Raw genomic sequence first — 12,897 nt, 5'->3', positions numbered from 1 at the left:
TTGAGAGGGTTCACAAGATGGCTGCATAACCTATTGAACGTGAACCACTTTTTCGGCAAATTTCAGAAAGGCCATGTCATTCGAGTGCGATGGCCCTGGTACACGGACAGAGATCTACAGAAACCCTCTTGGTGGAAGGCCCCCCCCCTGGATCGCATGACCCCAATAGCCAAAGGTAGTCGTGAAGAAGTCGGTAACGTGACCTATTGCTGCGAGGCCTGTAATCAGGCGAACATGCCAAGACGGCCGAGGAATATATCGCTTGGCGTAGGACCCGGAAACTTGCTGTGCGTAGAGTGCCATGAGGATTGCGATTTCGCCCAACTAGAGATATGGAGGAATGAAGCGGGCTGGTCTCCGATTCCTTCAGTGATCGCTACTTTAGGCCAAGGCACACTCGCCCGAAAAGGGGCATCCATATTCGATCGGGCTAGGCGAGACAGTGGGACAGTTAATGCCGTTACGTTCAATCACAAGACCACGTAAGACCACAGAACGGCGGATGCCGAAGTGTCGCACGCAAATGGCGGGTTCCCTCGGCAACGAGCCACTGAGCATTCACCTCAGCGAACGTCCGCTGTGGGTCGCTATGCGACTGACGTCTCTTCGAGTTCGTCGCCGGAAAGTTGTCGTTGAAGTTTCGCTTCCCGGAAGCAGCCGTTCGTCGCCGAGTGCTGACGACCCATTGTTGTCGTTGAACTTCGGGCAAAGCCGTCATTCCATGTGGAGCAGAGTGGGCGTCCAAAGCGCACTTTTGACGTGGCACTTGAGTACAAGGTTCGGCCTCAATTCTGCTCGATCGTGTGTTTCGTTCTCGGCAATGGAGGGGTGCCAGAATATGAAGGAATAAATAACTTAATGTTATTTTGATCCATTCGCGAGCCATCTACAAACCTCCAGGTCTGTCCAGAGTCCGCTGAGATGCCGAGGTAGAAAGCTTCAATGGTTGTAGAGCGCTCTTTGTTACTCGACACCCCAATATATGGCACAAAGAGGAAAACCTGTTCTCCATCACGTCCGAGCGCTGAAGGTTTTCCAATGACCACTTTGTCGAGTTTGTGGCCAGCAGCCTTCGCGGATCGAAACGTTTCTGTTAAGAGCGAGAGCATTTTTTCGCGCCCGCCAGCCAACTCGTGGACTTTCGGGTGAGTGAGATTAACGACTGTTATCGCCTCCCCCGTGCGCACGGCCTCCAACAGTGTTTTCACTGTTGATAAAGCCTCTGAAGTTGGCTGTGCGTAAGCAAATCCTGGACAGATCAGTGCAAGAATTAGCATTCGCATAATGTAACTCATCATTGTAATTCCTTAAGAAAATCTCAGTGGGTACGGCAAGCGTCCCGATTCAGTGAGTGGTTATAAATTTCCAAATGCGTGACAGAGTGGAACGCCATCTTCAAATGGATCAAGTCGCTCTTTGGCTTGTGCGAGCAGTATTTCCATGGCTAGCAAAGGTAATGCCTCCACAAAAATACTGACCGAAACGGTATGGTTTGCATCACAGCGAAAAACCTCTGCTACGACTTCACCATTTCTTGCAACTAGTTCAACTGCCAGCCCATCACGGATAATGTCGGAAGCGAGTTGTGTACGCCATTTGCTTGAGTTTTCCATTCTTAAAGTGAAGCGTGCATTGATTACAGGACTAGCTGTTGCGGCTGATGTAGCACATGGACATAAAGCATACCGCCTTCCCGGGATGGCCGCTATCCGGATCAGGTGGCGACCGGCCGCTCTTGGCCGTAAGCGTGAGTACGAGGCCGCGCCAAGAAGCTGACATTCGATACGCGCGCCAAGCAGGCCAAGGTCCGCTGTCAGCGAAGTCCGGAAACTCACACTGCCGGCTAGGACCTGCCACTGGAATGGAGCTCCGGTAAGCGGACCGTGAGAACTTGCCCTTGGAGGGCCGAGCGATTGCGTCAGGCGAAGGCGTCAGGGTCCTGCATCCAGACGGGAATGTCGCGCTGGCCGTGGAGTACGCGCCAGACATCGATGTGGTCCGGTCGTTCGACGTAGAAGACGAGGTAGGGGTAGGGCGACAGCGTCCAGGCGCGCAGGCCAGGAAGGTCCAACTCATGCCCATAGCGCGGCGAGCCCGTGCCAGGATAGTGGGCGATGTGGGTATAGCTCTGTTCCAGTGCGTCGATGAAGCCGAGCGCAACAGATGAGGAAGCCTCTTCGAGGTAGTAGGCTATCGCGTCGTCGACGTCCTGGTTGGCCTGATCACGCGGAACGACGGGTTTGACCTTCACCCGTGAGAAACCGGCTTGGCAGCCTTACGTACCCGGTCACGCAGACCTTCGAAGTAAGCGGAATCAGCCGGCGATGCCGGCGCAGCGGCTGCGCCGGCCAGCAGCACTCGACGCAAGCGCTGACGATCCTGATCCTTACGGATCAGTTCGCGAACGTATTCGCTGCTGGTGCTATAGCCCCGTTCGCCCACCTGCTCATCCACGAAGGATTTCAGACTGTCGGGCAAGGAAATGTTCATCGTGCTCATGGGCGCAGATTAGCTGGCTTGGCAAAATTTGCCAAGACGGCGCATCCGACTTGGCCCCGCCAGTCACGCTGCACGACCGCTTCCCTGCAGCGCCGGTGACTGAAACGGGTCGGTAGTTCTCGTTCGCTCGATGGCGAAGCTGACGCTCGCCTCACCCGAGCGCCTGAGCGACGGGTAACCGTCGGATTGCGGCCGCACAGGGCACCGCTGGTGAATGACGGCTGAGGCCGGAGGACGCCCAGTTCCTGGTGCGCAGCGAGGCGCTGGCGCCCGAGCGCATCATCGGCGTCGAGACCGGCGGCTGCCCGCACACCGCGATCCGCGAGGACGCCTCGATCAACCTCGAGGCGGTCGACCGGCTCAACACGCGCTTCCCGGGGCTGGACATCATCTTCGTCGAGTCCGGCGGCGACAACCTGGCGGCGACCTTCTCGCCCGAGCTGTCGGACCTCACGATCTACGTCATCGACGTCTCCGCCGGCGACAAGATTCCGCGCAAGGGTGGCCCCGGCATCACCCGCAGCGATCTGCTGGTGATCAACAAGATCGATCTGGCACCGCTGGTGGGTGCCTCGCTCGAGGTCATGGACCGCGACGCGCGAAAGATGCGCGGCGCTCGCCCCTTTGTCTTTTCGAATCAGAAAACCGGTCAGGGCCTCGCCGAGATCATCGACTTCATCGAGCGTCAGGGAATGCTGACTGCTACCTGATGCCGACGCAACCAAACCACAGTCCAGGAGAACCCGCATGAAGATCCGTTTCGCAATCACTGCCGCCGCCCTCATCGGCGCATCGAGCGCAGCGCTCGCCCATCCGGGGCATCATCCGGCCAGTTTCTTCACGGGCTTCACTCATCCGTTGGGCGGATTCGACCACCTGCTGGCGATGCTCGCCGTAGGCGTGTATGCCGCGCGGCAGCGCGACGCAAGCCGCTGGATGCTACCCGCCGGTTTCATGCTGGCGATGCTGATCGGTGCAGTCATGGGGGCCGCTGGGGCCGAGCTCCCGGGTATGGAGGCCGGGATTGCCGCCTCGGTGCTCGTCTTCGGCCTGCTGATCGCGCTCGCTGCCCGTCTGCCGCTGGCAGCGGGGGTGTCGCTGATGACCGCATTCGCGCTGTTTCACGGCAACGCACACCATGCGGAGATGGGAGAAGCGACGCTCATGGCGTACGCGGTCGGCTTCCTGCTCGCTACCGCGCTGCTGCATGCGGCCGGCTATGCCATCGCACGCTGGATGCCCGAAACGCCGCTGGGGCGTGCGGTCCAGCGCGCGGCCGGCACCCTCGTTGCGGGCGCCGGTGCGCTGATGCTCGCTGCCTGAGCCCCGGTCCAGCCGGGGCCCAGGGCAGCAGGCCCGATCAGCCGCGCGCGCCGCGGTCCGAGCGACCGCCGTGGCTGCGCTCGTTGCGCGAGGGGTGGCCGTCGCGCCCGAAGCCGCGGCCACCGTTGCCACCCGGACGACCGTAGCCACCGCCACTGCCGAAGCGACGGCCGCCATTGCCGCCCGGACGCGGGCCGGACGGCTTGCGCGGCGAGGGCTCCATGCCGGCGATGGTGTGCACTTCGAGGCGGCCGCCCGTGAAGCGCTCGATGGCGCGGATCAGACCCGTTTCGCGCGGACCGGACAGCGTGATTGCGATACCGTCGCGACCGGCACGGCCGGTGCGGCCGATGCGGTGCACGTAGTCCTCGGCCTGGCGCGGCGGGTCGAAGTTGATGACGTGGCTGATACCGGCGACGTCGATGCCGCGCGCGGCGACATCGGTCGCCACCAGCACGCCGATGCGGCCCTGGCGCAGGCGGTCGAGGGTGCGGTTGCGCTGGGTCTGGTGCATGTCACCGTGCAAGGCGGCGGCAGCGATGCCCTTTTCCTGCAGGGAAAGCGACAGTTCATCAGCACTGCGCTTGGTGGCGGTGAATACCACCGCCTGGTTCATCCCGTCCTCACCGAGCAGGGCGTGGAGCAAGCGGTTCTTGTGGCCGAGATCGTCGGCGAACATCAGTCGCTGCTCGATCTGGCCGCGGTCTTCCTTGGCGACTTCGATCTCGATACGCTGTGGATCACGCGTCATGCGGGAGGCCATGCTGCCAACCACACCATCGAGCGTGGCCGAGAACAGCAGGGTCTGACGCTTGCCCGGGGTCGCGGCAACGATGGCGTCGATGTCCTCAGCGAAGCCCATGTCGAGCATGCGGTCGGCTTCATCCAGGATCAGCACCTCGACGTCCGAGAGCTTGATCTTGCGCCGGTTGAGGTGGTCGAGGAGGCGGCCCGGCGTAGCGACGACGACATCGCACTGCCGCTGGAGCTGCTTGACCTGCGCAAACATCGGCGCACCGCCGACAAGGCAGGCGGTGTTGAGCCAACGCATCGCCTTGCCGTAGGTCTGCACCGCCTTCTCGACCTGCTGGGCGAGCTCGCGCGTGGGCGTCAGCACCAGCACGCGCGGGCCGCTGCCCGGTGTCGGACGACGGCCGACGATCCGCTGCAGGGCAGGCAGGGTGAAGGCGGCGGTCTTGCCGCTGCCGGTATGGCTGGAAACGAGCAGGTCACGGCCCGCGATCGCTGCCGGAATGGCCTGGAGCTGAACCGGAGTCGGGGTGGTGTAACCGGTCTGCTCGACGGCCTTGAGGAGTTCGTCGGCAAGGCCGAGGCTTTGGAAAGTCATGGTTCTTCCTGTCTTGCTGTCCGCACCGGCAAGCGGTGGGACGGATCGGGATCCGTGGGAGACGGATCGCAAAGGCATCGCGCCGTACCGGTGGAAACCGGCTACGGTATCGCAGCGGCAAGCGCTGCATGACGGACGCGACGGGCGTGGCCGGTCGATCTGCGACGGCGTCGGAGAAGGACCGCGCATCGGCACCAACCGGTTGTCACGCAGCCAGACGATCTGAAGAACGCATGGAACGCTCGGTTTCAGGAGAAACCGGCGACGGGAGGTCGGGGGCGATGGGGCTGTGGTTACAGTCCCTTGGGCCGGTTTTCAGCGGATGTCCTCATCCGCAGCGGAATGGATACGGCCCTTTGCTGCATTGCACAACACGGCAAGTATAGCGGCTTTTCCAGCCAAGGTGCAGAAATCTTTACCGCGAAGCGCCAACAAGGCCTTGCCCGGCAAGGGAAATCGGGGAGCGCTTCGGGGCAGCCGTGAACGAAAAAGCGGGCCGATACCCGAAGTATGGCCCGCCCAGCCGGAGTCGCCCCCGGAACGTCCGGAATGCGCTTACTTGTTGACCGCGGCCTTGAGCGTTGCACCAGCGGTGAACTTCGGCACGCTGGATGCGGCGATCTCGATCGTGGCGCCGGTCTGCGGGTTGCGACCCGTGCGGGCGGCGCGCTTGGAGACCTCGAAAGAGCCAAAGCCGGTGAAGGCAACCTTCTCGCCCCTGCCCAGTTGCTCGGCGATGATGTCCAGCACGCCCGACAGCGCACGGTCGGCCTGTGCGCGGGAAACATCCAGACGGTCAGCCAGGGCTTCGACGAATTCACCTTTGTTCATGCTTTTCCTCGATTGGTGTGAGTGGGATTTTGGGTAGTCCGATCTACTCGCCGGATTCTAGCACCGTCGCGGATTCTGGGGCATTTCACGATGTTCTGCCGTGACATTCGACATGAGTGTGGCGTATTTTTTATTGCTGCTATGCAGCAATCGGCGTCACCGATCGGGTCGTCATGGGGGTATCCTTTCGGCTATCCGCGCCCTCCGAGCGAAAACAGACAATGAACACCCCAGCCGCCATGGCAAGCGACCGCATTCACATCCTTGCGACCCATCGCCAGGGCGTCGTGGCGTCCGTACGGGTCACACTCCCGGAGGTGGCCTGGATGGGGCGCTCATTGATCGGCATGACCCCGGAAGCTGCTGTCGAGCATGCGCAGGCGCACGCGCCCATCAGCCCGCGCGCGCACGCTACCGCGGTTCGCCTGGCCTGTGCCGCTGCGCTCGGGCAGCCTGCGCCGGGGCGCGAGGAAGCCCTTGCCACCGAGCGCTGGCTCGCCGCTGAGGTGATCGATGCGCATCTGCACCGCCTGCTGCTGGCGTGGCCGGCGCGGCTCGGTTTCGAGCCGCGCCACAACCGTTACACCGAATTTCACCGCCGCCTGATGCATTGCGCCGACGCCGAAAACGCGATGGCGCTGGGCGGGGACGTGCTCGATCTGGTGGCGCGCGAACTGCTCGCCGGTTTCTTCACCCGCATCCGCATGCCGCACGGCATCGGCGAGTTTCTCGACCGCCTGGAGGCCGGCGGCAGCCTGAGCTCGGTGATGGCCGCGCTGATCAGCCTGGGCGCGGCGACGCCCGCGAAAGAAAGCACCGTTCCGCTGCTCGGCACACTGAGCGCCGCAGCCTGGACAGCCAGTGCCGGACATTGGCCGACGGAGGAGTTCGTCCGTCGCCCCACCCACGGGGGCTCACCCGCCGAAACCGGCGCGCTTGCCCGACATGCAGCCTCGCAGCTGGTCAAGCTGCTGCTCGACCGCGGCCACCGAGTTTCGGCGCGCCTGTTCGCGCGCGCAATCGACCTGGCCGACTGCGCCAGCCGGATGCGCCACCCCGAAAGCGACGAGGTCGCCCCACTGAGCGACGTCAGCGCGCCGGGGCCAGGTATCGGCCTGGCACGGGTAAGTGGTGCGCGCGGTGTGCTGCTGTGCTGGGTGAAGGTGGAAGATGGCGCGATCACGGACTGCGCGATGGTGCCGCCCGAAGCGTGGAACTTCCACCCCGACGGCCCCTTCTGCCGCGAAGCCCTGACGCCCCGCGAGAAGCCGGAGGACGAAGAAGGCGTGCGCCTGCGCCTGTCGATGCTGGCGCTGGCGCTGGACCCGGCGCGCGATTTCGAGATCGAGCTCGTCGACAAGAACACGGCGCGCAAGCGCAAGTGAAACCGGCCCGCGCCGCCCTCAGGCAGCCAAGCGCCGATAGGTGCCGCCGAAATAGATCAGCGGCGCGCGCTCGTGACGCTCGAAACCGAGCACCTCGCTGATGAAGACCAGATGGTCCCCCCCCGGGTGGCGGACGGTGTTGCGACATTCGAAGCGGGCGCAGCACCCCCGCAGCAGCGGCACACCGCCGACGCCCTCGTCAAACGCCAGACCGTCGAACTTGTCGTCGAGCCGGCTGGCGAAGCGTTGCGAGAGCTCTGCCTGGTCCTCCGCAAGCACATTGATCGCGTAGTATTCGCAGGCTTCGAACACAGGCTTGCTGGGCAGGCTGTTCGACAGGCTCCAGACGACCAGCGCCGGGTCGAGCGATACCGAATTGAAGGAGTTGACCGTAAGGCCGATCGGCTCTCCACCCGGGCCACGTGTGGTCACCACGGTGATCCCGGTGGCAAACATGCCGAGCGCGTTACGGAAGCGGCGCGAGAAGTCCTCGTCCGCAGGATGCTGTTGGGTCATGGGGAATGGCCGACACGTCGGAAGCGCGTCGTTGGAATGTTGGAGAACGCGTGATTATCCCTGCCCGGGGGTGCAGCGTCGAGAACCCCATCACCGATCCACCGCAGGTCACGCATGAATATCCCTCGCCTGAACGACTTCGCCCACCGCCTGTGCGCCTGGCAGCGCACGCACGGTCGCCATGACCTGCCCTGGCAGCACGGTCGCGACCCATACCGCATCTGGCTGTCCGAGATCATGCTGCAGCAGACGCGAGTGGAGACGGTGATCCCGTATTACGAGCGCTTCCTCGCACGCTTTCCCGACGTAGGCAGCCTGGCGGTGGCGCCGGTCGAGGACGTCATGGCGCTCTGGAGCGGGCTGGGCTACTACGCCCGCGCGCGCAACCTGCACCGTGCCGCATGCATGATCATGGCCGACCACGCCGGCCAATTCCCGCACAGGGCCGCCACGATCGCCACCCTTCCCGGGGTTGGGCGCTCTACCGCAGCCGCCATCGCCGCCTTCGCCTTCGGCGAGCGTGTCGCCATCCTCGATGGCAACGTCAAGCGCGTGCTGTGCCGCCTCTTCGGCGTGGACGGTTTTCCGGGCGAACGTGCGGTCGAAGAGCGCCTGTGGGCCCTGGCCGAGTCCTTGCTGCCCGAGCGCGACATCGGCCGCTACATCCAGGCGCAGATGGATCTCGGTGCCACGGTATGCACACGCAGCCGCCCGGCCTGCGCGCACTGCCCGTTCCAGCGCGACTGCGTGGCCTATCGGGAAGACCGCGTAGCCACACTGCCCGCCCCGCGCCCGAAGAAAGCAGTACCACGGCGCAGCGCGCGCTACGCGGTGATCCTGCACGAGAACGCCGTGCTGCTGGAACGCCGACCTCCTGCCGGCATCTGGGGCGGCTTGCTCGCGCTACCGGAAATACCGGACACCACAGACGATATCAGCGCCTGGGCGATGGCACGCTTCGGGCTCGAGCGGGCGCAGCCCTCGCCCCTCACCCCGTTCACCCATGCCTTCACGCATTTCGTGCTCGAATTGCAGCCCGTCCTGATCCGCTCCGCAACTCGGCCCCCCCTGTGCGCCGACGCAGCAGCGCTGCAATGGCTGGCGCTGGACGCTCGAGAGGGCGCCGCGCTGCCCGCGCCAGTAAGGCGCATCGTAGACGCCCTCTCCGCGCCCGGTTTGTTCACGCTGGGATGACGCCGGCCAAACGCCCTCAGGCGGTGTTCGAAAGCAGGCCGTGCTCGCGCAGGAACTGCTGCACGATCTCCAGACGACTCAGGGGATCATCCAGTTCCAGGAGCTTCTGCTTGGCGAGCAGCGGAATCGGCAGCAACTCCACATAGCGCGCGCCCACCCAGGCCAGATCGTCGAAGCGGTGCGGAGGCGGCAGGCGTTCGCCGAGTTCGGCCACGATCGCGCGCAGCAGCGGCAGCACCTCGGCCTGCGCCTCGGGAACGCCCCCGGAAGGCGTCTCATCCAGCCAGCGCACGCGCGCCACCAACAAGCCATCGCGCTCGACTTCGTGATCTTCGACACGGAAACGCCGCCCGCCACGCGTGACCAGGCTCAGCACACCGGCCTGCTCCATGTCCCAGGCCTCGATACACGCCTCGGTACCCACCGGGTGCGGGACCGCCGTCTCGCCCACCTCCTCGCCAGCGGCGATCAGACACACGCCGAAGCTGCCGCCCTCACGCATGCAGCCCGTCACCATGTCCATGTAACGCGGCTCGAAGACGCGCAGCGGCAACACGCCACCAGGAAAAAGCACGGTCTTGAGGGGAAAGAGGGGCAGTCGCTCGCAGACCTCGCTCATGGTGTTCTCCAGTGGCGCCGCAGCGCCAGGCTCAGCACGCCTGTACCGGCCCGATGCGCGCCTCGCCCCAGCGAGCCATCAGCGCATGCTGCACGCCGAGCTGGTCGAGGATGCGCGCGACGACGAAATCGATCAGATCCTGCACCGTCTGCGGGTGGTGGTAAAAACCCGGGTTGGGCGGCAGGATGCACACGCCCAGGCGGGCAAGTTCGAGCATGTTCTGCAGATGGATGGCCGAATACGGCGTCTCGCGCGGCACCAGCACCAGCTTGCGGCCTTCCTTGATGACCACGTCGGCGGCACGCTCGATGAGGTTCTGGCTCAGACCATTGGCGATCGAGGCCAGCGTGCCCATCGTACACGGACAGACCACCATGGCGTCCGGCGGGTTGGAACCGGAGGCCGGCGGGGCAAACCACTCCTCGCGGCCGAACACCCTCAACTGGCCCGGCGCGGCATGGAAGCGCGCGGACAGCTCGGCCTCGACCTCGGCCGGGCGCGCAGGCAGTTGCCAGTCCATCTCCTGGCGCGCGACGATCTGTGCCACTTGCGAATACAGCAGCCACACCTTGCAGCCGGCCTGCAGCAGGCACTCGACGAGGCGCACCCCGTACGGCAGACCGGAAGCCCCCGTGAAGGCAACGGTGACGGTGGCGGGCGCGTTCACCGGATCATTCCAGATAGTCGGTGACGGGAACCCAGCGCCCACCTCGAATCTGCGCAAGACGACCATGGCGATTACCGAGGTGGTCTTCCGCACTGAAGCGGTATGCCGGGCTGCCGAAGAAGTCAGGCGGGAAGGTGATGCGCTCCAGCGTGCGCGCGAAGGCTTCCTGCGTGAGCGCGGGTCCGGTGGCCGAGGCGGTACGCACGAAGAGGTCGGCCAGGGTATAGCCCATCACGCTCCACACATTGGGCTCGGCGTTGAAGCGTGCGCGATAGCGCGTGATCCAGTCGGCAAGCTCGGGGCGGGCGCCTTCGGCGTAAGGGTGAGGCAGAACCGAAACACCGTACAGCCCCTCCACCGCGTCGCCGCCCAGTTCGTGGGTCTGCGCCGAATAGCCCGAGGCGGTGACCAGCATGTCCACCTCCCAGCCGATCTTGCGTGCCTCGGCCATCGCGGCCACCGTCTCGCGTACCACGGTGGCGAGCACCACGAACTCACATCGCGCTGCACGCAGTCGCGCGATCTGGCTGGAGAGGTCGGTCGCGCCGCGCTTGTAACTGGTGCGCTCGACCAGTTCGCGCCCCTGCTGCTTCAGCCCGGCTTCCACGCCCTTCATGACCTCGAGACCGTAGTCGTCGTCCTGGTACAGCAGGCAGGCGCGCGCATAGCCTTTCTCGCGCACCATGTGCGCGGTCGCGGCCTTCATGTAATCGTAGTAGGGCGCGAAGTTCTGGAACTTGAGCGGATGCAGCGGCTCGTAGGTCGCCCGGTGCGGCGAGAACGGGAACAGGTGCAGACGGCCCGCATCGACGATGATCGGCATCGTGGCCATCACCACGGGCGTGCCCATGTTGGCGATGAAGGCGAAGGCCCGGTCGTGCTGCACCAGCTTGCGCGCGGCGAGCACTGCGCGCTTGGGGTCGTAGCCGGCATCCTCGACCGCCAGCCGGATGCGCCGGCCGTGCACGCCGCCCGCGGCATTGACCTCGTCGAAGCGCATCAGCATGCCGTCACGCACCGGCACACCGAGCATGGCAATCGGGCCCGAGAGGTCGGAAATGGTGCCGACGACGATGTCTTCGTCGCTTGCGACGGCCGGGGCCGAGCTCAGCATGGAAAGGCTGGCGAAGAGCGGAAGCGCGAGGCGGCGCAGGAGGCTCATGAAGGACGGGCTCCGGAAGCTGCGGCGAGTGGATGCAATTGGAGGCAAGTGGAGACGGGCTGAGGCCAAGTGGGGCGAAGTACCGGTGCGCACGCCGCGCTCAGAAGGGCAGACGGCGGCGCGGCGCGGGCACGGCCTTGCTGGCCTGCGTGCGCTCGGGCCGGACATCGGCAGCAGGCGCCTTCACCGGCTTTCTCGGCTGGTTCAGTTCCTCGCGCGCGAAACGCACCTTGCCTTCGAGTTCGCAGCCGCGCATGCCGGGTTCGCAGATCGCGCCGCGTACCCGCTGGCAGATTCCGTTCAGATCGTGGGGACAACTCCAGGCACTCATCGCGTTCGGGCTCCGGAAAGGGCGTTGCAGGGAAGTTCTAACTATCGTCTGCTGCAACGCAAAATTCAAGCGCCGCGCTCAATCCTTCCCGGCGAGACCGGCCGGGCGCAGCAGCACCACGGCGACGATCACCGCGCCGAAGGCCACCGTCTCGAGCCCCGCCGTACGCGCCCACTCTCCCGGCAGCAGATCGCGCAGCAGCGCGATGGTCGGTGGAATGGCGACGATCACCAGCGCCCCCCACACTGCGCCTGCCAGCCGGCGCGCACCACCGATGAAGGCGAGCATCAGCAGCTCGAAGGAGAACACCAGGCCGAACTGCTCCGGACTGATGAAGCCGATCCAGTGCGCGTACAGCGCGCCTGCCAACCCCGACAGCGCACCGCCGACCAGAAAGGCCTGCATCTTGGTCGCTGCGGGCGAAATGCCACAGGCCGCTGCTGCCGCCTCATCGTCGCGCACCGCCCGCCACGCCCGACCATGATGCAGATCCAGCAGGCGTCGGCAGGCCAGCAGCGCCAGCAACAGCGCAGCCAGGCTCACCAGCGCCTGCGCCGCTGTCGTAGTAGCTTGCCAGCCGAAGATACCGAAGGCCGCGACCGCCATGCCCGCCGCACCATGGGTAACCGACTCCCAGCGAGCGAGGCCCTCCTCGACGATGAGCGCGAAGGCGAGCGTGCTCATGCCGAAATAGAGCCCGCCGAGGCGGCGCGCAGGCAGGCTCGCGAGGACGCCGCCCAGCGCCCCGGCCAGCACCGCCGCCGGCACCGCCAGCAGGGCCGGCACGCCATGACGCACCAGCACCGCCTGGGTGTAGGCACCCAGCGCTACCAGAGCTGCCTGACCGAGCGCGATCTGCCCCGCCTGGCCAACCACGATCACCACACCCAGGCCTGCGATCGCATAGGTCAGCACCAGGGTGGCCTTGCCTAGCGCGTAGTCGACACCGAGCGCCAACCCCGCCACCAGGGCCACCAGGGCCCACGGCAGCGCCGCACGCGCCACGTCACGCACATCCATGC

At 65.0% G+C, this 12,897-nt stretch carries 14 protein-coding genes and 2 pseudogenes; 4 read left to right on the top strand and 12 right to left on the bottom strand.

What is annotated here, in order from left to right:
- Window positions 1-785: 785 nt before the first annotated feature.
- From ACPT9U_RS13430 to ACPT9U_RS13415, 4 genes are all read right to left on the bottom strand, one after another.
- Window positions 786-1,298 carry a hypothetical protein gene (locus ACPT9U_RS13430; protein WP_435751305.1) on the bottom strand — a complete coding sequence of 171 codons (513 nt, stop codon included), beginning with the start codon at window positions 1,296-1,298 and terminating at the stop codon, window positions 786-788.
- Window positions 1,299-1,355: 57 nt separating this feature from the next.
- A complete protein-coding gene (locus ACPT9U_RS13425; protein ID WP_435751304.1) occupies window positions 1,356-1,613 on the bottom strand; it encodes a hypothetical protein in 258 nt (85 codons plus the stop codon).
- 305 nt (window positions 1,614-1,918) lie between these two features.
- A complete protein-coding gene (locus tag ACPT9U_RS13420) occupies window positions 1,919-2,251 on the bottom strand; it encodes a type II toxin-antitoxin system RelE/ParE family toxin (protein WP_435751303.1) in 333 nt (110 codons plus the stop codon).
- On the bottom strand, window positions 2,248-2,499 hold the full coding sequence (locus tag ACPT9U_RS13415) for a ribbon-helix-helix domain-containing protein (protein WP_277831586.1): 252 nt from the start codon (window positions 2,497-2,499) through the stop codon (window positions 2,248-2,250). Before ACPT9U_RS13415 ends, ACPT9U_RS13420 begins: the two co-directional genes overlap by 4 nt.
- Window positions 2,500-2,729: 230 nt before the next feature.
- Here ACPT9U_RS13415 and ureG point away from each other — a divergent pair.
- Both ureG and ACPT9U_RS13405 read left to right on the top strand, forming a co-directional pair.
- Window positions 2,730-3,209 (top strand): annotated as a pseudogene (gene ureG, locus ACPT9U_RS13410) (urease accessory protein UreG); the annotation flags it as partial.
- A 37-nt stretch (window positions 3,210-3,246) separates the two neighbouring features.
- Window positions 3,247-3,822: a HupE/UreJ family protein gene (locus tag ACPT9U_RS13405; protein WP_435751302.1), complete on the top strand. Its 576-nt coding sequence runs from the start codon at window positions 3,247-3,249 to the stop codon at window positions 3,820-3,822.
- Window positions 3,823-3,859: 37 nt separating this feature from the next.
- On the opposite strand, the gene ACPT9U_RS13400 is transcribed toward ACPT9U_RS13405, so the two are convergent.
- Both ACPT9U_RS13400 and ACPT9U_RS13395 read right to left on the bottom strand, forming a co-directional pair.
- Window positions 3,860-5,170 (bottom strand): DEAD/DEAH box helicase, encoded by a 1,311-nt coding sequence (locus ACPT9U_RS13400; protein ID WP_435751301.1) that lies wholly within the window; start codon window positions 5,168-5,170, stop codon window positions 3,860-3,862.
- Window positions 5,171-5,725: 555 nt separating this feature from the next.
- A pseudogene (locus ACPT9U_RS13395) lies at window positions 5,726-6,004 on the bottom strand (HU family DNA-binding protein); the annotation flags it as partial.
- A 218-nt stretch (window positions 6,005-6,222) separates the two neighbouring features.
- Between ACPT9U_RS13395 and ACPT9U_RS13390 the strand changes: the two are divergent.
- On the top strand, window positions 6,223-7,386 hold the full coding sequence (locus ACPT9U_RS13390) for a hypothetical protein (protein ID WP_435751300.1): 1,164 nt from the start codon (window positions 6,223-6,225) through the stop codon (window positions 7,384-7,386).
- An 18-nt stretch (window positions 7,387-7,404) separates the two neighbouring features.
- Here ACPT9U_RS13390 and ACPT9U_RS13385 read toward each other — a convergent pair whose 3' ends face one another.
- The gene (locus ACPT9U_RS13385; RefSeq protein ID WP_435751299.1) at window positions 7,405-7,902 is read right to left on the bottom strand and encodes a flavin reductase family protein; all 498 of its coding nucleotides are present in this window, start codon (window positions 7,900-7,902) and stop codon (window positions 7,405-7,407) included.
- A 129-nt stretch (window positions 7,903-8,031) separates the two neighbouring features.
- On the opposite strand from ACPT9U_RS13385, the gene mutY reads away from it, so the two are divergent.
- Window positions 8,032-9,096, top strand: coding sequence for an A/G-specific adenine glycosylase (mutY, locus tag ACPT9U_RS13380; protein WP_435751310.1), 1,065 nt, complete (start codon window positions 8,032-8,034; stop codon window positions 9,094-9,096).
- A 16-nt stretch (window positions 9,097-9,112) separates the two neighbouring features.
- On the opposite strand, the gene ACPT9U_RS13375 is transcribed toward mutY, so the two are convergent.
- From ACPT9U_RS13375 to ACPT9U_RS13355, 5 genes are all read right to left on the bottom strand, one after another.
- A complete protein-coding gene (locus ACPT9U_RS13375; RefSeq protein WP_435751297.1) occupies window positions 9,113-9,715 on the bottom strand; it encodes an LON peptidase substrate-binding domain-containing protein in 603 nt (200 codons plus the stop codon).
- Window positions 9,716-9,746: 31 nt separating this feature from the next.
- Window positions 9,747-10,382, bottom strand: a complete 636-nt coding sequence (locus ACPT9U_RS13370) for a flavin prenyltransferase UbiX (protein ID WP_435751296.1) — start codon at window positions 10,380-10,382, stop codon at window positions 9,747-9,749.
- Window positions 10,383-10,386: 4 nt separating this feature from the next.
- The gene (locus tag ACPT9U_RS13365; RefSeq protein WP_435751294.1) at window positions 10,387-11,544 is read right to left on the bottom strand and encodes an ABC transporter substrate-binding protein; all 1,158 of its coding nucleotides are present in this window, start codon (window positions 11,542-11,544) and stop codon (window positions 10,387-10,389) included.
- Between the two features lie 100 nt (window positions 11,545-11,644).
- The gene (locus tag ACPT9U_RS13360) at window positions 11,645-11,875 is read right to left on the bottom strand and encodes a hypothetical protein (RefSeq protein ID WP_435751293.1); all 231 of its coding nucleotides are present in this window, start codon (window positions 11,873-11,875) and stop codon (window positions 11,645-11,647) included.
- A 78-nt stretch (window positions 11,876-11,953) separates the two neighbouring features.
- Window positions 11,954-12,895 (bottom strand): branched-chain amino acid ABC transporter permease, encoded by a 942-nt coding sequence (locus tag ACPT9U_RS13355; RefSeq protein ID WP_435751292.1) that lies wholly within the window; start codon window positions 12,893-12,895, stop codon window positions 11,954-11,956.
- Window positions 12,896-12,897: the final 2 nt, after the last annotated feature.

The organism is Thauera sp. AutoDN2 (assembly GCF_051280715.1).
GTDB lineage: Bacteria > Pseudomonadota > Gammaproteobacteria > Burkholderiales > Rhodocyclaceae > Thauera.
Note: the sequence above shows the minus strand (reverse complement) of the source record. Positions and strands in the feature narration are given on the sequence as shown.

Coding starts and splice junctions, on each gene's coding strand:
- ACPT9U_RS13430 (WP_435751305.1), bottom strand. CDS start 1,298: ATGATGAGTTACATTATGCGAATGCTAATTCTTGCACTGATCTGTCCA.
- ACPT9U_RS13425 (WP_435751304.1), bottom strand. CDS start 1,613: ATGGAAAACTCAAGCAAATGGCGTACACAACTCGCTTCCGACATTATC.
- ACPT9U_RS13415 (WP_277831586.1), bottom strand. CDS start 2,499: ATGAGCACGATGAACATTTCCTTGCCCGACAGTCTGAAATCCTTCGTG.
- ACPT9U_RS13405 (WP_435751302.1), top strand. CDS start 3,247: ATGAAGATCCGTTTCGCAATCACTGCCGCCGCCCTCATCGGCGCATCG.
- ACPT9U_RS13400 (WP_435751301.1), bottom strand. CDS start 5,170: ATGACTTTCCAAAGCCTCGGCCTTGCCGACGAACTCCTCAAGGCCGTC.
- ACPT9U_RS13390 (WP_435751300.1), top strand. CDS start 6,223: ATGAACACCCCAGCCGCCATGGCAAGCGACCGCATTCACATCCTTGCG.
- ACPT9U_RS13385 (WP_435751299.1), bottom strand. CDS start 7,902: ATGACCCAACAGCATCCTGCGGACGAGGACTTCTCGCGCCGCTTCCGT.
- ACPT9U_RS13375 (WP_435751297.1), bottom strand. CDS start 9,715: ATGAGCGAGGTCTGCGAGCGACTGCCCCTCTTTCCCCTCAAGACCGTG.
- ACPT9U_RS13365 (WP_435751294.1), bottom strand. CDS start 11,544: ATGAGCCTCCTGCGCCGCCTCGCGCTTCCGCTCTTCGCCAGCCTTTCC.
- ACPT9U_RS13360 (WP_435751293.1), bottom strand. CDS start 11,875: ATGAGTGCCTGGAGTTGTCCCCACGATCTGAACGGAATCTGCCAGCGG.
- ACPT9U_RS13355 (WP_435751292.1), bottom strand. CDS start 12,895: ATGGATGTGCGTGACGTGGCGCGTGCGGCGCTGCCGTGGGCCCTGGTG.